Source organism: Nocardia sp. NPDC127526, from assembly GCF_042672265.1.
In the GTDB taxonomy this organism is placed as follows: domain Bacteria; phylum Actinomycetota; class Actinomycetes; order Mycobacteriales; family Mycobacteriaceae; genus Nocardia.
The window spans coordinates 466994-486130 of record NZ_JBHXVO010000003.1 but is presented as its reverse complement, the minus strand read 5'-3'; the positions used below and the strand labels follow the sequence as shown (position 1 = coordinate 486130).

General features: G+C 69.7%; 12 protein-coding genes and 1 pseudogene. 4 read left to right on the top strand and 9 right to left on the bottom strand.

Going from position 1 to position 19137, the window contains the following annotated elements:
* Positions 1 to 12 precede the first annotated feature (12 nt).
* Positions 13 to 1224 (bottom strand): acetyl-CoA C-acetyltransferase, encoded by a 1212-nt coding sequence (locus ACFVIV_RS08395; protein WP_379194116.1) that lies wholly within the window; start codon positions 1222 to 1224, stop codon positions 13 to 15.
* A gap of 255 nt (positions 1225 to 1479) precedes the next feature.
* Entirely contained in the window at positions 1480 to 4440 is a 2961-nt protein-coding gene (locus tag ACFVIV_RS08390) for a DNA polymerase III subunit gamma and tau (RefSeq protein WP_379194115.1), read from the bottom strand.
* Between the two features lie 448 nt (positions 4441 to 4888).
* Here ACFVIV_RS08390 and ACFVIV_RS08385 point away from each other — a divergent pair, with 448 nt between their 5' ends.
* Together ACFVIV_RS08385 and ACFVIV_RS08380 are read left to right on the top strand one after the other, a co-directional pair.
* Entirely contained in the window at positions 4889 to 5722 is an 834-nt protein-coding gene (locus ACFVIV_RS08385; RefSeq protein WP_379194114.1) for a hypothetical protein, read from the top strand.
* Positions 5723 to 5831: 109 nt separating this feature from the next.
* Positions 5832 to 7127, top strand: a complete 1296-nt coding sequence (locus ACFVIV_RS08380; RefSeq protein WP_379194113.1) for an ammonium transporter — start codon at positions 5832 to 5834, stop codon at positions 7125 to 7127.
* A gap of 58 nt (positions 7128 to 7185) precedes the next feature.
* On the opposite strand, the gene ACFVIV_RS08375 is transcribed toward ACFVIV_RS08380, so the two are convergent.
* Positions 7186 to 8115 carry a neutral zinc metallopeptidase gene (locus tag ACFVIV_RS08375; RefSeq protein ID WP_379194112.1) on the bottom strand — a complete coding sequence of 310 codons (930 nt, stop codon included), beginning with the start codon at positions 8113 to 8115 and terminating at the stop codon, positions 7186 to 7188.
* A 437-nt stretch (positions 8116 to 8552) separates the two neighbouring features.
* On the opposite strand from ACFVIV_RS08375, the gene ACFVIV_RS08370 reads away from it, so the two are divergent.
* Complete coding sequence (locus tag ACFVIV_RS08370) at positions 8553 to 10139, top strand: DUF2207 family protein (RefSeq protein ID WP_379194111.1); 1587 nt, start codon at positions 8553 to 8555, stop codon at positions 10137 to 10139.
* A 106-nt stretch (positions 10140 to 10245) separates the two neighbouring features.
* On the opposite strand, the gene ACFVIV_RS08365 is transcribed toward ACFVIV_RS08370, so the two are convergent.
* The 6 genes and pseudogenes from ACFVIV_RS08365 to ACFVIV_RS08340 all read right to left on the bottom strand — a co-directional run bounded on the left by ACFVIV_RS08365 (position 10246) and on the right by ACFVIV_RS08340 (position 17106).
* Complete coding sequence (locus tag ACFVIV_RS08365) at positions 10246 to 12948, bottom strand: fumarate reductase/succinate dehydrogenase flavoprotein subunit (protein WP_379194110.1); 2703 nt, start codon at positions 12946 to 12948, stop codon at positions 10246 to 10248.
* A 37-nt stretch (positions 12949 to 12985) separates the two neighbouring features.
* Positions 12986 to 13726 carry an ABC transporter ATP-binding protein gene (locus tag ACFVIV_RS08360; protein WP_379194214.1) on the bottom strand — a complete coding sequence of 247 codons (741 nt, stop codon included), beginning with the start codon at positions 13724 to 13726 and terminating at the stop codon, positions 12986 to 12988.
* A gap of 11 nt (positions 13727 to 13737) precedes the next feature.
* Positions 13738 to 14604: an ABC transporter permease gene (locus ACFVIV_RS08355; protein ID WP_379194109.1), complete on the bottom strand. Its 867-nt coding sequence runs from the start codon at positions 14602 to 14604 to the stop codon at positions 13738 to 13740.
* Positions 14605 to 14659: 55 nt separating this feature from the next.
* Entirely contained in the window at positions 14660 to 16093 is a 1434-nt protein-coding gene (locus tag ACFVIV_RS08350; RefSeq protein WP_379194108.1) for an ABC transporter substrate-binding protein, read from the bottom strand.
* Between the two features lie 16 nt (positions 16094 to 16109).
* On the bottom strand, positions 16110 to 16337 hold the full coding sequence (locus tag ACFVIV_RS08345; RefSeq protein WP_379194107.1) for a ferredoxin family protein: 228 nt from the start codon (positions 16335 to 16337) through the stop codon (positions 16110 to 16112).
* Position 16338: 1 nt separating this feature from the next.
* A pseudogene (locus ACFVIV_RS08340) lies at positions 16339 to 17106 on the bottom strand (GntR family transcriptional regulator).
* Between the two features lie 526 nt (positions 17107 to 17632).
* Here ACFVIV_RS08340 and ACFVIV_RS08335 point away from each other — a divergent pair.
* On the top strand, positions 17633 to 18925 hold the full coding sequence (locus ACFVIV_RS08335) for an ROK family protein (protein WP_379194106.1): 1293 nt from the start codon (positions 17633 to 17635) through the stop codon (positions 18923 to 18925).
* Positions 18926 to 19137 lie beyond the last annotated feature (212 nt).

The following is a 19137-nucleotide window of genomic DNA, read 5'->3' as shown; positions in this document are numbered from 1 at the left end:
GGTGGCTGGGCGTCAGACGCGCTCGATGATGGTGGCGACGCCCATGCCGCCGCCGATGCACAGGGTGATCAGGCCGTAGCGGGCGTTGCGACGGTGCAGCTCGTCGACCACGGTGCCGGTGATCATGGCGCCGGTGGCGCCCAGCGGGTGGCCCATGGCGATGGCGCCACCGTTGACGTTCAGCTTCTCGTCCGGGATCTGCAGATCCTTCTGGAACTTCAGCACGACGGAGGCGAAGGCCTCGTTGATCTCGTAGATGTCGATGTCTTCACGCTTCAGGCCCGCCTTGGCCAGCGCCTTCTCGGCGGCCGGGGTCGGACCGGTCAGCATGATGGTGGCGTCGGCGCCGGAGATGCCGGTGGACACGATGCGGGCGCGCGGGGTCAGGCCCGAAGCCTTGCCGGCCTCCTCGGAGCCGACCAGCACCAGCGCGGCGCCGTCGACGATGCCCGAGCTGTTGCCGCCGTGGTGCACGTGGTCGATCTTCTCGACGTAGGTGTAGCGCTGCATGGCCACGGCGTCGAAGCCGCCCATGTCGCCGATGCCGGCGAAGGCCGGGTTCAGCTTGGCCAGGTCCTCGGCGGTGGTGCCGGGGCGCATGTGCTCGTCGTTGTCCAGCACGGTCAGGCCGTTGATGTCCTTGACCGGAACGACGGAGTTCTTGAAGTAGCCGTTCTTCCAGGCGTTGGCGGCCAGGTCCTGCGAGCGCACGGCGTAGGCGTCCACGTCATCGCGGGTGAAGCCCTCGATGGTGGCAATGAGGTCGGCCGAGATGCCCTGCGGCACAATGTAGTTCGGGTACGCGGTGGCCGGGTCCATGAACATGGCGCCGCCGTCGGAGCCCATCGGCACGCGGGACATGGACTCCACGCCGCCGGCGATGACCAGGTCCTCGAAGCCGGAGCGCACCTTCTGGGCGGCCAGGTTCACGGCCTCCAGGCCGGAGGCGCAGAAGCGGTTGATCTGCACGCCGCCGACGGTGTCGGGCAGGCCGGCGGCCAGCACGGTGGTGCGGGCGATATCGGCGCCCTGGTCGGCCACGGGGGAGACGACACCCAGGATGATGTCCGAAATCCGATCCTCATCGAGGTTCGGGTAACGGTTCCGCAGCTCCTCGACCAGACCGGTGGTCAGATCGATCGGCTTGACCGAATGCAGCGACCCCTTCTTGTTGCGGCCGCGCGGGGTGCGGATGGCCTCGTAAATGTAGGCCTCTGTGGTCATATCGGAGTTTTCCTTCCTCAAGGTGCGCCGACACCGCGTTGTGCGGGCGGCCGCGGGTAACCCTGCCCGATCGGCCTGTCGACCGACCGTCCTGACGCTGTACAAACAGCCTCATGAACCGGCCGACGTGCGCTCTGGCAGCCCGTACGCCTGGGCATACCTTAGAACCCTCGCCAACCGATACTCACGGCCACCCGATCATAGTACCGCCGAGTGCGAACTCCGGTTAACTTAATGTGCCTCACAGGGGAACTGTCAACCCTCCAGAGGCGTAGCTCCCAATTCCGACCGCAACAGTTCCAAGGCCACCTCATCCGGGTCGCGGCGTTCCTCGGCCGGCACCGGCCGCGCCGCGTCCGCCAACATCTCCCGCTCCTCTTCCTCCGTAGTAGCAGGTGGGACGCCGTCATAACCTACCGACGAGTAGTCCCCCGCCCCGGGATCGTCCGGAAGGTCCGGCCCGTCAGGCAGCGGAATATCGTCCTCCGGCGGCGCCGCCGCGGCCCCGGATCCACCCCGCCCGGCATTCCCCGAATCGCTGTCCACACCCCCTGCGGTAGGGGTCCCCCACCCACCCGCATTCGCGGGCGCGGCAACCGTGGCGGCCGCACTCCCCGCCGCCTTCGCCTGACTCGGCCGCGAGAACCGCGGAGCCTCCTTCTTGGGCGCGCTCTTACCGCCGCCCCCCGGCCCGGCCCCCGCCCCGCGCCCCGCGCCGGCGGGCCCGGAACCCCCGACCTCCCACTTGATGTCGTGCTCACGCCCCAGCACGGCCCGCACCGCCGACCGCACCGCATCGAGGTTCGCCGGCTGCGACAACCGCTGCGCCAACGGCGCATGCTGATGCCCGAAGACGATCGTCTCCCCCTCGACCCGCAGCACCGTTCCGCCCGACAACAGCGCCTGCACCGCCGCCGACCCGAACTCCCGCACCTTGGCCCGAATATCCGCCCAGGCCCCCTCGATCTCCCGCAGCACATCCGCCCCGGACAGACCGGCCATTTCAGTGGAATCCACCGCACCCGCGGGCGCGCCACCCGAGGCTTCGACATCGCTGACATCGCTCGGATCGACGTCGCCCGCAGCGACCGCGTCGGCGGGCAGCGCCGCCTGCGGGGCAGCGGTTTCCTCGAAACCGACCGCCGCGGAACCGGGTTCGGGCGCCACTTCGGCAGGCGCCTGCGCGGATGGCGCGGGCGCACCCGCCCCGGCGGCGGCAGCGGTCGTGTCGGGAGCCACCGCCGACTGCTGCGTCGAGAAGGCCATCCGGTCCGGGGCCACCGCTGCGCTCTCCGACGCGAACTGTCCGCCCGGAGACTGCGCCTCGGCGGAAGGGACAGCCGCTACGGGCGTCGGCGCAGACGCCGTCCCGTGAGGAGGAGTGTTCGCCGAGCCATCGGGCCGCGAAGGCAGCGAAGCCGACGCGGATCGGGAAACCTGTGGCGGCTCACTGCCTTCATTTGCCGGAGCCGGGGCATTGGGCGACACGGCCGACGCCCCTTCGGCGGACGTGGTACCGATCTGCGAGCCGGCCGCCGCCGTGGATGGGGCGGCAGCGCTCGGCGCAGGCGCGGCGGCGTGCTGGGAGGCGGCGTCTTCACCCGCGCGGGCCGACGGCACCGGTGCGACTTCGGCGGGGACGGCTCCCACCGCGTTCATCTCGGGCGGCCGGACCGTGGCCGGGCGGCTGGGCTCCGGCGAATCTCCTTGCGGCGCCGCCGCTGTGGCCTCTGCTGTCGAGTGAGCGGATCCAGCGCCGGCCGCCGTCCCACCCGCGGAGGCCTGCGGTTGCTGAGCGGGAGCCGACGCCTGTGGCGCGGGGGCTTGTCCGGCATGGCTCGGATTCCCGTCCGCGGCAGCCTGGTTGGGCACGGATGGCTGAACCGGTGCGGACGCGCTGGACGCCGCTCCCTTGCCGGAGCGGCTTTCCCGCAGGGCGGCAAGCGCCTCCGCGCCGCGACGCCGCGGTTCGCCGGAGGCAGGGGCCTGCGGGGCGGTCGGCGCGGCGGAAGCCGGCGCGGCTGCAGGGGCCGCGGACTGGGCGGCGGCCGGGATGGGGCCGCTTGCTACGCGACGTTCCAGGGTTTCCAGGCGTTGCAGGGTGGCCGTTTCGGCGTCGGAGACGGCGGGGAGGAGCATGCGGGCGGCGATGACCTCGAGCAGGAGGCGGGGGGCCGTCGCGCCGCGCATGTCGCCGAGGCCCTCGTGCAGGAGTTCGGCATAGCGGGCGAGGGTGGCCGGGCCGATGCGGGTGGCCTGGTCGCGCATGCGGTCGAGGACGTCGCCGGGACCGGTGACGAGGTTGCGGTCGGCGGCGTCGGGGACGGCGCGCAGCAGGATGAGGTCGCGGAGGCGCTCGAGGAGGTCGGTGGCGAAGCGGCGGGGGTCGTGGCCGGCCTCGACGACGTGGTCGATGGCGGAGAACAGGGCCGCGCCGTCGGCGGCGGCGAGGGCCTCGATCGCGCTGTCGATGAGGGCTACGTCGGTGACGCCGAGGAGGGCCACGGCGCGGGGGTAGGTGACGCCTTCGGGGCCGGCGCCGGCGAGGAGCTGGTCGAGGACGCTGAGGCTGTCGCGGGGGGAGCCGCCGCCGGCGCGGATGACCAAGGGGTAGACCGACTCTTCGACCTGGACGTTCTCCTGCTCGCAGATCTTGCCGAGCAGGCCGCGCATGGTGGCGGGCGGGAGCAGGCGGAAGGGGTAGTGGTGGGTGCGGGAGCGGATGGTCGGCAGGACCTTGTCCGGTTCCGTGGTGGCGAAGACGAAGATGAGGTGGGCGGGCGGCTCTTCGACGATCTTGAGCAGCGCGTTGAAGCCCGCGGTGGTCACCATGTGCGCCTCGTCGACAATGAAGACGCGGTAGCGGGATTCGGCGGGGGCGTAGAAGGCGCGGTCGCGCAGTTCGCGGGTGTCGTCGACGCCGCCGTGGCTCGCGGCGTCGAGTTCGATGACATCGAGATTGCCGGAGCCGCCCGGGCCCAGCGCCACGCATGAGGGGCAGACGCCGCACGGCGTGGAGGTCGGGCCCTCGACGCAGTTCAGCGAGCGCGCGAGGATGCGCGCGGAGGAGGTCTTGCCGCAACCGCGCGGGCCCGAGAACAAATAGGCATGACTGATCCGGCCGGTGTCGAGCGCGGTGCTCAGGGGATCGGTGACGTGCTCCTGCCCCACCACTTCAGCGAACGTTGCCGGTCGGTACTTCCGGTACAGAGCCACGGCCCGAGGGTACCGAGTAGGGGCGACATCGAGCGATTCGCTGCCCGCGCGGCATCCGATCGGCTCGCCGGTTGTCCGGATTGCTGGGTTCATCCAGTCTGGACATCCAAACCTGTGATTCAAATCACATGCATTCCGGTCGCCCGTTCAAAACGCCCGAGACCGACCGCAAAGTTTGTGATCATGTCGAGCAAATTCTCAGCGCGATTTCAGAAAAGGCATAGCCGGACGCGTCTTCCACCCAAGATCACCATTTACTGATGCGCGTTCGGTTTCAACTCCGCAGAGCCGACATAACGATCCCATCAACCGATGCAGCAAGATCGCAATCGTTTGGCTACCGTGGACATCGGCAACTTCGGTAGCCAAACCTTCATCAGGTTGGTGGCCCCGGCCGGTCCCTCATCCCGACCGGGGCACAACCAAATCTCCCGGAGGAATCGCCCTGGTGCCGCAGCACGACGTCATCGCCGCAGCCTGGCTCTCCAGCACCGACTTCGCGGGTAACACCGCCGCCGTCGATCTGCTCAGCCGAGCCATCGCCCCGCAGGATTACGACCTCAAGCGTGATTCGCTACCGGTCTCCGCCGCCGCCGATCCGGCCACCGCCAATGCCATTCTGGAGCTGCTGGAACGCGGCCAGGTGCCGACCATGGCGGCCATCAACACCCTCATCGTGCAGAACGACATGCGCGCCGAGGCCGAGCGCATCGAACGCCTGGGCCGCCGCGCCCAGCGCAGCATCGACGATTTCGGCCGGGTGCTCGCCAAGCTGACCGACGAATATTGGACCGCGCACGGAACCGGTCCCACCCGTCGCGACATTCTGCTTTCCGAACCGGTTTTCAATCTCATTCGCGATCGCGTCGGCAACATTCCGCCGACCGCCGTCAAACATTTGTGGTTGATCGAGCGCGCACAGCGCGCCGGCTGGATCGCCTATAACGCCGCTCCCCGATCCCTGTGCGCAGGAAGGCGTTTCCACGCCGCGCGTTATGGAAATCGGGTTTCGCTACGCCCGGTGAATACCATCGGCACCCTGGTCGCGGCGTATCTGCGGGATCAAGTGGCCGAGCACGGCCGCCCGCCGCGCTGGTCGGTGCTCGCCTACGAACTGCGCGACGATCGCGGCCGCCGCGTGTTCAACGACACTGCCGACGCCCGCTCCCAGCAGCAGTGGCTCACCACCGCCGAATGGATGGGCCTCGACGACGGCCTGCCCGTGGCCGGACCTCGCGGATTGCGCGCGCTCGGCCGCAAGAGCCGGGATCGTCGCAGCTAGACCTGTTACAGACACGTATCCAAGTCCTCATTTTCGTAACAGCGCCGAAACGTGAGGAAAAGGTAACTTCCGTGCAACGCGATCACGCGCGGAAGGAGTTACCCCCAACATGACCTTTACCATCGATCCGGCGGCAACGGCGTGGCTGCTCGCGGCCACGGCCATGGTGCTGCTCATGACGCCGGGCCTGGCGATCTTCTACGGCGGCATGGTGCGGTCCAGCGGTGTGCTCAACATGCTGATGATGAGCTTCATCTCCATTCCGCTGGTGACGGTGGTGTGGCTGCTGGCCGGATACAGCTTCGCCTTCGGCGAAGACGCCGGCGGCGGGCTCATCGGCAATTTCGAGTTCTTCGGGCTGTCGGGCATCGACCCGTCCACGGTGCGGGAGAACACCGCCATCCCGGAACTGCTCTACGTCACCTTCCAGCTGACCTTCGCCATTCTGACCATCGCCCTGGTGAGCGGCGCCATCGCCGATCGCGCCAAGTTCTCCGCGTGGATGGTCTTCGTGCCGGTGTGGGCGCTGCTGGTGTACGCGCCCATCGCGCACTGGGTGTGGACCCCGGACGGCTGGCTGACCAAGTTCGGCGCGCTGGACTACGCGGGCGGCCTGGTCGTCGAGATCGCTTCCGGCGCTTCGGCGCTGGCGCTGGCCCTGGTGCTGGGTCCGCGCATCGGCTTCAAGACCGATGCCATGCGCCCGCACAATCTGCCGTTCGTGCTGCTGGGCGCGGGCCTGCTGTGGTTCGGCTGGTTCGGGTTCAATGCCGGTTCGGCGTTGGCGGCCAATGGAACCGCCGCGGCGGTCTTCCTGAACACCCTCGTCGCCGGCTGCCTCGGCATGCTGGGCTGGCTGGTGGTGGAACAGGTGCGCGACGGCCGGCCGACCACCTTCGGCGCGGCCTCCGGCGCGGTGGCGGGCCTGGTGGCCATCACCCCGTCCTGCGGGTACGTGAACACCATGGGCGCGCTGATCGTGGGCCTGGTCGCGGGCGTGGTGTGCTCGTTCGCGGTGGGCTGGAAGTTCAAGGGCGGCTACGACGATTCGCTCGACGTGGTGGGCGTGCACTTCATGGGCGGCGTGGTCGGCACGCTGCTGATCGGGCTGCTCGCCAATCAGGCCATGACCGGCGAGGGCGGCGCGGAGGGGCTGCTCTACGGCGGCGGGCTGGGCCAGCTCGGCAAGCAGGCGGTGGGCGTTGTCGCGGTGGCGGCCTTCGCATTCGGTGTGTCGTATGCGCTGGGCAAGGTCATCGACCTGGTGATCGGCTTCCGGGTCGGCAAGGAGGAGGAGATCTCCGGTATCGACTTCGCGCTGCACGCGGAGACCGCGTACGCGGAAGGTGTGAGCGGGCACGGCCATGGGCCGCGCAAGCTCGGTGAGGGGCCGTTCGGGCACTAGCGCGAGCGGTGGAAGCAGGGCGGCAGGTCGAAAGACCTGCCGCCCTTCCGCTTTCGGGTCACTTCACCTTGGCCGCGGGGGCGTTGAAGGTATTGCACTCGAAGGTGAGGTTCTTGTCGTAGCCGATTTCGAACCAGGCCCCGCCGTTCTCCGAGGTGCCGTGGTCGCGCATGTCCCCGGGGGCGTCGCCGCGGCCGTAGGCGTCATTGCGCGCGACGCTGATCTGCGCCGAGGTCAGCGAACCGCCGTGCGAGGAGGACGACAGGTACATGCCGTCGAAGCAGTTGGCCTGAAGTTCGGTGCGGCGCGACAGTTCCAGGCCGAGGTCGCTGCGCGCGCCGGCCTGACGGCGCTCGGTGTGCACCTTGCCGAGGATGCCGGATTGCGCCTGGACGTGATGGCCGTACTCGTGGGCGAAGACCGACAGGTAGACGACCCAGTTGTTGCCGAACAGATCGGTCTGCAGCTGGCTGATCGGCATGTAGATGGTCTTGTCGGCCGAGCAGTAGAAGGCGGCGAAATTGCTGCTGTTGCCGGTGCACAGGGTGGTGATGCCGCTGGTGTCGGCGGAGACCATGAGCTTCGGCGGATCGAAGGCCAGCCCGGCCTCCGCGAAGGCGGGCTGCCACGCGCTCTCCAAACACCCCGCGGCGGTTTCGAAGAAGGTGCGCGCGGTGCTCACGTCGGTGCCCCAGGCGGAGTAGGCGCAGCGCGCGGGCAGCAGGGTGAGATCGGTATCGGTGACCAAGGGGTTGTTCGCGGTGTCGGCCACGCCGAGGCTCGCGCCGCCCGGTTCCGGATCGTAAGTGGTCTGGACGGAATCGCCGGAGCCGAGCGCGTTCAGGCCGTTCTTGAACGCGGCGCGCAGCACCACGCTGGTCACCAGGATGACGAGAATGAGCAGCAGGGTGCCCCAGCGCCGGCGCCGCGGCGGCGGGGGCGGGGTGTGGGCCGCGCCGACCGGAGTGGCGGCGGCGGGCGGCGGCATGGGCGGGCGGTAGCCGGGTTGCCGCGGTGGCGCGTGGCCCGCAGCGCCGTAGCCGGCGGGGGCGCGGTAGCCGGGCGGCGGGTAGCCCGGACGCTGGGGATACCCCGGTACCTGCGGAAAGCCTTGCGCGGGTGACTGTCCGGGCCGCTGCGGATATCCCGGGCCCTGGGGCTGCCGCGGCTGCTGCGGTTGTCCCGGCCCCTGCGGCTGCCACGGGCGCTGCGGATATCCCGGGCCCTGGGGATATCCGGGTCCCTGTGCTTGGCGGGGTGATTGCTGCGGCGGCGGGGGCCAGGGGCCCGGTTGCGGAGGCCGTCCACCGGCTGGGTTGGGTCCTTGTCCGGACGGTGGGCGAGTCATCCCCCCGCACCCCCTCGTTCTCAGAGACAACCGACAGCCGCTTCGGAAGGATAGCAAGCTGTCTAAAGTAGCCTTCCATGCGGATTTTTCGGGGGGCTGCCCTCGTCGCGCTGTTGCTGACATTGCTAGGGGTGGCCGCGCCGGCCGCCCGGGCGCAGGCGGACGGGGTGCGGATCGTCGCCGAGGTGGATCTCGGTGACGACGGGCTGTTGCGTGTCACCGAAACCGTGGAAGTACCCGAGGGCGGCGAATTCCGGCAGGTGCTGCCGCTGCGGGTGCAGATCGCCGAAGGCGTGCAGCGCCGCTTCGAGGTCACCGATGTGCAGGCCTCCGGTGATGGTGAGGCGACCGTTGGCGACGACCGGTTCACCATTGTGGCGCGGCCCCGATCGGTGACCGTCAAGTACACGGTGCACAAGACGGTCAGCAATGCCTCGGGCGCACAGGTTTTCCACTGGACCGGGGTGCTGAACACCGATGTGGCGTCGATCAGCGCGACGGTGACCGGTCCCGACTTCCGGATGGGCGTGACGAAGTGCACCATCGGGCCGCCGGGAAATCCGCAGGACTGCGCGGATATTCGCGTCGAACCGGACGGGGTCGCGCATCTGGAGAAGACCGATCTGCGCAAGGGCGACGTGCTCGATGTGACGCTGCAGCTCCCGCCGGGCACGGTCGAGGCCAATGCCGATATCCAGGACGACACTGCGCCCGGCCCGTTCTCGGTAACGGGTCCCGTGCTGGCCGCCTTCGGCGTGCTGCTGGCGGGTCTGGCGGCCGCCGCCGGGTACGTGGTGTGGGCGCGGCGAGCCACGCCCGGCGATGACGACATACTGGATCCGCTTCAGCGCGACGGTGATCGGGCCCAGTTCGCCTCTCCGGACGGTGTGACCCCGGGTATGGCCGGACTACTGGTGGACGGCTATGTGGACTCCTGGGACATGGCCGCCACCATCGTGGATCTGGCTGTGCGCAGCTATATCTGGGTAGCGGTGGCCGGTGATTCGGACTGGCGCTTCTCCCGCATGAACCCGCCGGACGAGCAGCTGACCGGCTACGAACGCGCCGTCTACGCGGCGCTGCTGCCGGAGGGCGCCGACGCGGTGCTGCTGTCGGAACTGCGCGGGAAGCTCCCCGTGGCGCAGGTGCGCAAGGCGCTGATCGACGATGCCACCGCGCGCGGCGCCTTCATCGACCGCTCCCGGCGCGGCTTCGAATTCTGGCTCGGCGTCGGGCTGATCGCGGCCGGTGCGATCGCGACCGTGGTGCTGGCGCTCGGCCCGGGCCACGCCCTGGTGGGTGTGGCCATCGCCCTCGGCGGCGTGGCGGCCCTGCTGCTCCCCCGCTATCTGCCCGCACGCACCGCGCTCGGCCGGGATATGGCGACCCGGGTGCAGGGCATGGTGCGCGCCCTGGACGGGACTGTCCCGCACCGTGTTCCCGAGCCGTACCAGGAGCTCATGTTCTCGCGCGGCCTGCCGTTCATGGTGGCCGGGCGGCGCGGCGATCACTGGGTGCGCGTATGGCGGGACCTGAATCCGAGTGACGACGGCGTACCCGGCCTGTACTGGTTCGGCGGCTTCGACGGCGATCAGAACCTGCACCGATTCGCGAGCCACTTCCCGTATTTCATTACGGCCGTGGAGGGCTTGTTCGCCGAATAGGGTTGGATAGGCCCCCGCTCTCGGGGGCCCTCAGGGGCTGTCGCCCCTGAAACCCCACGCCCGCAACCACGCCAACCCCACATTCCTGCGGCCCAGCGGCCCAGAATCATGCGCCCGAGTGCACTGCGAGGGCTCGTCGCGCGTACGCCCGGACGTCCGCGTCGGTGTCGGTGAGGGCGGTTTCCAAAGCGGTTCGGGCGGAGTCGTTCTCCGGCCAGGTGGTGAGGGTGAGGACGGCGGCCTTGCGGACGTCCGGGTGGACGTCGGCGAGGGCGGCGCGCAGTGGTTCGGCGGCCAGTTCGGGTCCGGCCGAAGGTAGTCCGCGGGCGGCGCCTTCGCGGACCTGCCAGGCGGAGTCCCGCAGCGCGGCGGCCAGGGTGGGCGCGTCGTCGGCGGTGCCGAGCCGGGACAGGGCGGTGAGGGCGGCGGCGCGGACCAGCGGATCGCGGTCGCCCACCAGGAGGCGCACCGTGTCCAGACCACCGGCCCCGATAGTCGCCAGCCCGCGGGCGGCGGCAATGCGGACCTCCCGGCTGTCGTCGTGGGCGGCGCCGGTCAGGGCGGGCCAATCGTCCAGGGAGACCAGGCCGTTGACGGCTTCGATGCGCACCCGGTGGTCCGGATCGACGGCGGCCTTGGCGAACAGCTCGGGTGTGCCACGGCGCAGCGCCCGCAGCAGATCCACCACGGCGGCGCGGACCAGCGGATCGGGCGATTCGGTGTGCACCGCGAGTCCGGAGGCGGCGGGCAGGATTTCCACCAGCTCGCGCAGTCCGGCCACGGCCGCGGCGCGGACCTGGGCGTCCGGATCGCCCAGGGCGGCGATGAGGCGGTCGCCGAAACCATCCGGGGCGCCCTCGGTGAGCACCGCCAGCGCGGTAGCGCGCACCTGTGGGTCCGGATCGTCGAGGAACGGGGCGAGTTCGGCGACATCGGGTGCGTCCAAGCCCAGCAGCAGGGCGATTCGCGGCGCGAGGGTCTGTCGTTGCGCTTCGGCCGCCACCGGCGTGGGGTGTGTCCGGGCCTCCTCGCCCAGATTGGGCGGGCTGCCGATGAGCGGGGGCTGTGCCACGGGGAGGACGGCCGTCTCGTCCGACGGCAGTGCGTCCAGGCCGGGCACCGGCACGAAATACGGTGCGACCGGGCGCTTCAGGAATTCCATCTCCCCGTCGGCGTTCTTGCGCAGGTTGAGGTGGTAGCGCCATTCGACGTCATCGCGTTCGGGCAGATCGGCGCGTTCGTGGTAGAGACCCCAACGGGATTCGGTGCGGGTCAGCGAGGAGCGCGCGGCCATTTCGGCGCAGTCGCGGATGAAGCCGACTTCGGCGCAGCGCATGAGCTCGTGCGGGGTCTGCGCGCCCATGGTCTCGAGATCGCCGAGCATGCGATCGAAGGTCTCGATGGCGAGGGAGAGCTTGGTGGCCGTCTTGGGCGGCGCCACATAGTCGTTGACGAAGCGGCGGAGTTTGTACTCCACCTGCTGCTGCGGCGGGCCCTCCGGATTGCGCAGCGGGCGGTAGACGAGTTCGTGGGCGGCGGCGAGCTGATCGGCGGGCAGTTCTCCGGGAGCCGGGGTGGCGGCGAGGGTGGCGGCGGCGTGCGCGCCCGCGAGATCGCCGTAGACGAAGGCCCCGATCATGTAGTTGTGCGGCACGCAGGCCAGGTCGCCGGCGGCGTAGAGGCCGGGGACGGTGGTGCGGGCGTGTTCGTCGACCCAGACTCCGGAGGCGGAATGCCCGCTGCACAAGCCGATTTCGGAGATGTGCATCTCGATGTCGTGGGTGCGGTAGTCGTGGCCGCGATTGGCGTGGAAGGTGCCGCGGGTGGGGCGCTCGGTGGTGTGCAGAATGCCTTCGAGCGCGTCGAGGGTTTCCTTCGGCAGGTGCGAGACCTTCAGATAGATGGGCCCGCGCGCGGATTCGATCTCCCGCTTCACCTCCGACATCATCTGCCCGGACCAGTAGTCGGAGTCGACGAAGCGTTCACCGAGCGCGTTGACCTGGTAGCCGCCGAAGGGATTGGCGACATACGCGCAGGCGGGCCCGTTGTAATCCTTGATGAGCGGGTTGATCTGGAAGCATTCGATGCCCGAGAGCTCCGCGCCCGCGTGGTAGGCCATGGCGTAGCCGTCACCGGCGTTGGTGGGGTTCTCGTAGGTGCCGTACAGGTAACCCGAGGCGGGCAGCCCGAGCCGTCCGCACGGTCCGGTGGCCAGGATGACGGCCTTGGCGGCTACGGCCACGAATTCCCCCGTGCGCGTGTGCAATGCGGCCGCGCCGACGGCCCGGCCGTCCGCGGTGAGCACCCGCACCGGCATGAGCCGGTTCTCGATGCGGATCCGTTCGCGCATCTTCCGTTGCCGCAGCACGCGATACAGCGCCTTCTTGACGTCCTTGCCCTCCGGCATGGGTAGCACGTACGAGCCCGACCGGTGCACCCGGCGCACCGCGTACTCCCCGTACGCGTCCTTCTCGAACTTCACCCCGTAGCGTTCGAGCCGCTGCACCATGGCGAAGCCGCGGGTGGCGGTCTGATAGATGGTGCGCTGGTTGACGATTCCGTCATTGGCGCGGGTGATCTCGGCGACGTAGTCCTCGGGTTCGGCCTTGCCGGGGATGACGGCATTGTTCACGCCGTCCATGCCCATGGCGAGCGCACCCGAATGCCGGACGTGCGCCTTCTCCAGCAGCAGCACGTTCGCGCCCGCTTCGGCGGCGGTGAGCGCGGCCATGGTGCCCGCGGTGCCGCCGCCGATCACCAGCACGTCGCAGTCGAGTCGGACGGTATCCGCCAGATCGGGAATCTCCATGAGCACACCAGCATTCGATCGAAGGAAGCGAGAATCTTCAGAGCGCGGCGAGATCGCCCGAATGATCCAGCGCGGTAATGATTTCGGCGCGCAGGCCGGAACGGTCGACGCCGAGTTCGCGCGGCTGCGGCACCTCCAGCAGTGCGCGCAGCGGTTCGCCCGCGCGGCCGAGCACGGCCACCCGGTCGCCGAGCAGCAGCGCCTCGTCCACATCGTGGGTGACGAAGACGACGGTGGTCGGATGGGTGCGCCAGGTGTCGACGAGCAGCCGCTGCATGGTGGCGCGGGTCTGCGAATCGAGCGCGCCGAAGGGCTCGTCCATGAGCGCCGCGCGCGGCGCACCCGCCAGTCCGCGCGCCAGCTGCACTCGCTGCCGCATCCCGCCCGAGAGGCTCTTGGGCAGGAAGTCCGCGAACCCGGTGAGGCCGATCTCCTCGATCCAGCGCTCCGCCTGGGCCTTTCGACCGGCACGCGGCTCACCACGCAGCTTCAGGGCGAGTTCGATATTGGATCGCACGGTGCGCCAGGGCAGCAGCGCATTGTCCTGGAAGACCACGGCCCGGTCGCGGGAGGTGCCGCCGACCGCGACGTCATCGGCCAGCACCCGGCCGGAGTCCGGTCGCAGCAAGCCCGCGAGCGCGCGCAGGACCGTGGATTTCCCGCAGCCGGAGGGCCCGGTGAGGATCAGGATCTCACCCGGCCGCACGTCCAGCGACAGCTCCGCGATGACCGGCGCACCCGTGTACGACAGTCGAATCCGATCCAGCCGCAAGCTCATTCCGATGCCGCTCACTTGGCCGCCTCCTGCACCCGCGGGAGCCAGTGCGTCACTCGGCGGCCGAGCAGCTCCACCGCCGCGGAGGTGCCGTACCCCAGTGCGCCGATGGTGATGATCCCGACGAACACCCCCGGATAGTCGACGATCGTGTACGCCTGCCAGGTCCGATACCCGACCCCGAGCCGCCCCGAGATCATTTCGGCGGACACCACACAGATCCAGGCGACCCCGATCCCCACCGACAGGCCGCCGAACACTCCGGGCAGGCTGCCCGGCAAGACGACTCGCAGCAGCACGTCCCAGCGACCGCCGCCCAGGGTGCGCACCGAATCCTCCCAGATCGTGGGGAGCGCCCGCACCGCATGCCGGGTGGACACCATGACCGGGAAGAAGGCCGCCAGAAAGGTGATGAACACGATGCCGGCCTCATCGTCCGGGAAGAGCAGAATCGCCACCGGCACAATGGCAATGGCCGGGATCGGCCGCGTAAGCTCGGTCAGCGGTCCGACCGTGTCGGCGAACCACCGCGAACGCCCCAGCGCCACACCGGCACTCACGCCCAGCGCCGCCGCCAGCCCGAATCCGGACAGGATCCGGATGAGCGACTGTCCCAGATCCAGGTAGTAGACCTCGGTCCCCAGCTGATGCCGGAATGCCCGCACGATCTCGGTGACGCTCGGCAGCGTGTCGAACCGCACCCACAGCCGGACGTCGCCGCTGGTCAGCACCTGCCACAGGCCAATGGCCGCCAGCACCGACGCGAGCCGGACCACCCGAGAGCGCCACACCGCCCGGCCCGCCCGGAGCCGCGCGACCGCCGGCGCCGAGATCGCCCGGGCCACAGCGCTATCCGGCTGAACGGCGGTCACCGTACTCATCCGAGCACCTCGCCGTTCAGCGGTGCGCGGGGCGGCGGCCCGGCGGGATGGGCGCTCACGGCCGTACCTCGCTCACGGCCTGCTCGTAGGTGACGGTCGCACCGGCCGGGTGGGCGGCGAGATGGCGCTGGGCCGCCGCCGCGGTCGTGAAGGGCAGGTAGGTGTCGCCGTCGCGCACCCACACGGCCTTGTCGGCGAACCAGCGAGTGCCGAGCTCGGCATCCGGGACGTAGGCGGCGCGCACGGTCTTGCCTTCGGCGCGAGCCTGTTTCACGGCGCGCAGCAGGCTGGTCGGATCGGCGGCGGGCTGGGTCTCGTCCCGGCCCTGCAACCAGATCTCGCCGGCCAGCGCCGGGTTGTCGGCGGGCTTGCCGCTCACCGGGTCGGTGCCGGAGACGAGGGACGGGTTGACCGTCTTCGCCAGCTCGGCCGCGTAGTCCAGGCCGCGCTCGGCGAACGCCTTCTGCAATGCGGTGGGGTCGACGAACTTGCCGATGTCCAGGTCGGCGAAGTCGCCGATGGACTTCAGGTAGCGCACATCATCCTGGAGCGCGGCGATGAGTTTCGCCTTCGGCGTGGTGTCGAAGGAGGTGCCGCCCGGCCCGTTGTAGAGGTACACGACTTCCTGGGCCAGCCCGGAGCTGTCGGCGACGATCTTCGCCGCTTCCAGGGGCTGCTTGTTGAGGAACTCGGTCGCGTCGAGCTGCGCCTGCAGGAAGGCGTTCAATACCTCCGGGTGCTGATTCGCGTAATCGCGGCGCGCCACCACGCCGTGGAAGGTGGGAACGTTCAGTTCGGCGCCGTCGTAGAGGAGCTTGGCCTTGTTCTGGAAGACCAGCAGACCGGGCCAGGCCACGAACTGCGACAGTCCCGCCACCTGACCGGATTCCAGGGCGGACGCGCCGATCTGCGGCTGCTGGTTGAGCACCTCGACGCCGGTTTTGGGGTCGATGCCCGCGCGGGTGAGCGCCTGCACCAGGGTCCCGTGCCCGGCGGAGCCGACGCTGGCCGAAACCTTCTGTCCCGCCAGATCATTCAAGGTCCGCGCCGTGGAATTGGGCGGCACCACAACCATATTGAGCGCACCCTTGGGGTTGTAGCCGGTGATGGACACCAGCGCCGTCTTGGCGCGCTCGTTGTCCTGCGTGCGAGAACCGTTGATGAGCAACGGGTAATCGCCCATGGAGCCGATATCGATCTTCTCCGCCACCATCTGCGCGGTAATGGGCGCGCCGGTGTCGTAGTCCTGCCACTCCACCTGGTACTCGGGCCCGCCCGCCTCGGTCAGCTTCCCGAGCCGCTGTTCCAGAAAGCCCTTGGCCTTCAGCAGGGTTCCCGCCGTGACGGTGTTGATGGTCTTGGACTGGTAGCCGATGACCAGTTTGACGGTGTCGCCGGTGCCGGTGCTCTCCTGGGAGCAGGCGGCGGCGGTGAGCGCGAGGGCCGCGGCCATGGCGACGGCGGTCAGGCGGGCGGGGCGGTACTTCATGGGTGTTCCTAGGTATTCAGCGAAGCAGGTAGGGCATGTTGACGGTCACGGCGCCGGTGGGACAGCGCGCCGCGCAGGGGCCGCAGTACCAGCACTCGTCGACGTGCATGTACGCCTTGCCGTTGTCCGGATCGATGGCCAGCGAGTCGAGCGGGCAGATCTCCACGCACAGCGTGCAGCCCTGGATACACAGGGATTCGTCGATGGTCACGGGAACATCGGTGCGCTGATTGACCAGGGCCATGTCAGGTCAGCCTCCAATCGGTGCGTTCGGGCGGCCGGGTGAGGCTGCCGCGCATGGTGATCCGGTCGCCGCGCATCCGGATGTATTCGAGATCGACCGGGCGGCCGTCCTCGAGCTTGGTGAGCCGCTCCAGCAACAGCAGCGCGCCGCCCTCGGGAAGTTGCAGGGTGGCGGCGGAGTGGGCGTCGGCGGTGATGGCCTCCAGGGCCAGTTCGGCCGAGCCGAGCGGTCCGCCGCTGATCTGCTCGATCAGTGCGAACAGGTCGTTCGTCTCCAGATCCCGGGTGATGACCTCGTCGCCGATATCCGGGACCAGATAGGTGAGGTCCAGGCTGAGCGGCAGATCGCCGAACCAGCGCAGCCGCTCGATTTAGATGGCGGGCTGTCCGGGCTCGAGCCGCAACCGCCGGGCGACGGCGGCCGGCGGTGTGACGCGAGTCGCGGCGCGCACCTCATTGCGGACCTCGCCGTGGCCGCGCAGGGTTTCCTTCAGCCCGAGCAGGGCGTCGAGACCGTGGTCGTATTTGCGGCGCGCGACATGGGTGCCGACTTTGGGGGCGCGTTCGATGAGTCCCTCGTCCTTGAGCAGTGCGAGGGCGTCGCGCACGGTATTGCGGGAGACCGTGAATTCGGCGGCCAGCTCCGTCTCGCTGGGCAGCGCGCGGTCGAATGCGCCGGCGTGCACCTGCTGGCGCAGGATATCGGCCACCTGGCGGGCGCGATCGGCCCGGCGGACCGGGGCGCGCAGCGGTATCGGTTCCGGCGGCATCCTCATCTCCTTTCCGCCGTTGACCTGCGGTTTCAGAAAGTAATGGCGATGCGGGCCGCCCGGCCCGAACGCACGGCGACCGACACGGGGGCGGTGAGCTTCTACGCCGCCCGCCCGAGCGCGCGGCCTGCCGGAATGCCGCCGGATCGGGGTATTGCGCCACCCGTGCGGGCCGGGTCACAGCTTCGAATCACGGTGATCGGAATGCGTGTGCACCAGGCATTTCCCGAGTGTTCTGGGTCCCGGAAGGCGTGCGCGGAACGCACACGGCTTCCTATTGGGCTGAGCCGGATGTTAACTTTGATCCCATGTCTTCCAGTCGCCCCAAGGCCGCGCGGGTCACCTATGTGACCGTCGCGCTGGGTGTGCGGCTGCCGCGTCAGCGGGAACTGTGTTGTTCCTGCCGTCGCGCAGCCGAGTACTGATTCCGGATTACCCGTATCCGGGTTCCTCGCTGCACAGCTGATCGCTCCTGTAGGCATCCGTCTCCCTGTCGTCGCAGTGGGACCGCAGCAAGGATTCGAATTTGTCTTCCCCCACGCTCGACCGAACTCAGAAAATCGCCGGTCCGAAGGCCGCCGCCGTCACCACGGCGCGCCTGGCCCCGGCCCGGCCCGCGGTGCCGCCGGAACTGCGGATCACCGACAATCCGGCGGCCGCCGTGCTGCGCGCCGCCACTCGCGGACCGCTGTTCCGCGATATCGCCGCCCAGACCACCGGGCTGAGCATCGCCACTGTGAATCGCCAAGTGTCGGCGCTGCTTTCGGCGGGGCTGCTGCGCGAGCGGGCCGATCTCACCGCGTCCGGCGCGGTCGGCCGGCCGCGGGTGCCGTTCGAGGTCGATACCGATTCGTATGTGACCTTGGGCGTGCACATCGGCTCCACGGTCACCCGCATCGTGGCCGCCGATCTGTCCGGGCGGATTCTCGGCGGGCTCGAAATCGCCACGCCGCAAACGGGTCAGGACGCGGCGCTGACCATTGTGGCGCGCAGCGCCAAGGCCTTCCTGGATCGGCTGCCGCGGCGCAAGCCGCTGTGGACCGGCGTCGCCCTGGCCGGTCGGGTGGAGGCCACCGCCGGGCAGGTCGATCATCCGCGGCTGGGCTGGCAGGCCGCGCCGGTGGCGGCGGTGTTCAGCAGCGTGCTGGATCTGCCGGTGTCGGTATCCACGCATGTGGAGGCCATGGCGGCCGCCGAACTGCTGCTCGCGGGGCGGGATTCGGGCGAGGAGACCCGCCCGGGCAGCAGCCTCTACATCTATGCTCGCGAAACCGCCGGTGTGGCAGTCACTTTGCACGATCGGGTGCACACGCCCGCGAATGGACCGGGCTCGATCGCGCACTTGCCGACCGGCTCGGACGTGGAGTGCACCTGCGGCCGGCGCGGCTGCTTGGAGGCCACCGTCGGGGAGCGGGCGCTGCTGGAACGCGCTGTGCGCAAGGGCATTCTGCCCCGGCCGGAGGCGCCGCGCCGGCCGCTCGTCACCGACCTGTACCGGGCTGCCGACGCCGGTAACGCACCGGCCCGGGAACTGCTGCTGGAACGGGCCGAAATCCTCGGCCGCGCAGCGGCTCTGGTGCGCGATATGTTCAATCCGGAGCGGGTGATCCTGGGCGGTCAGGCGTTCACCGGCTACCGGCCCGGCATGGAGCGGGTGGCGCAGGCGTTCGCGGAGAGCACCACGCTGCCGGCCGCGGATCTGCGCATCAGCCGCTTCGGTGGCCGGGTGCAGGAGTTCGCGGCCGCGGTGACCTCGCTGAGCGTGTTCTACGCCGACCCGCTCTCGGCCATGCGACGGGCGACCCGCACCGCGCGCTGAGCACCCGGGAATCCCCGCCGGACACCATGTCCGGCGGGGATTTTCGCTGTCGTGGCACTGCGCCGCGATTGGTGCTCCGATGTCCGTGCGAATGTCCGCGAGCCGGGCCCGGACGGTCCACTGTCCGGACCCGGCTCCGGTGCCGCACCGCGCTCGGCCCAGCGCACGGTGCGGTGCTCCGCCGCTCGTTTCCGGAGTCCCCTTCCCTGACG

Excerpts from the sequence above, each read along its gene's own strand:
- ACFVIV_RS08345 (WP_379194107.1), bottom strand. The coding sequence starts at position 16,337 with ATGGCCCTGGTCAATCAGCGCACCGATGTTCCCGTGACCATCGACGAA.
- ACFVIV_RS08365 (WP_379194110.1), bottom strand. The coding sequence starts at position 12,948 with ATGGAGATTCCCGATCTGGCGGATACCGTCCGACTCGACTGCGACGTG.
- ACFVIV_RS08355 (WP_379194109.1), bottom strand. The coding sequence starts at position 14,604 with ATGAGTACGGTGACCGCCGTTCAGCCGGATAGCGCTGTGGCCCGGGCG.
- ACFVIV_RS08350 (WP_379194108.1), bottom strand. The coding sequence starts at position 16,093 with ATGAAGTACCGCCCCGCCCGCCTGACCGCCGTCGCCATGGCCGCGGCC.
- ACFVIV_RS08380 (WP_379194113.1), top strand. The coding sequence starts at position 5,832 with ATGACCTTTACCATCGATCCGGCGGCAACGGCGTGGCTGCTCGCGGCC.
- ACFVIV_RS08370 (WP_379194111.1), top strand. The coding sequence starts at position 8,553 with ATGCGGATTTTTCGGGGGGCTGCCCTCGTCGCGCTGTTGCTGACATTG.
- ACFVIV_RS08375 (WP_379194112.1), bottom strand. The coding sequence starts at position 8,115 with ATGCCGCCGCCCGCCGCCGCCACTCCGGTCGGCGCGGCCCACACCCCG.
- ACFVIV_RS08395 (WP_379194116.1), bottom strand. The coding sequence starts at position 1,224 with ATGACCACAGAGGCCTACATTTACGAGGCCATCCGCACCCCGCGCGGC.
- ACFVIV_RS08360 (WP_379194214.1), bottom strand. The coding sequence starts at position 13,726 with ATGAGCTTGCGGCTGGATCGGATTCGACTGTCGTACACGGGTGCGCCG.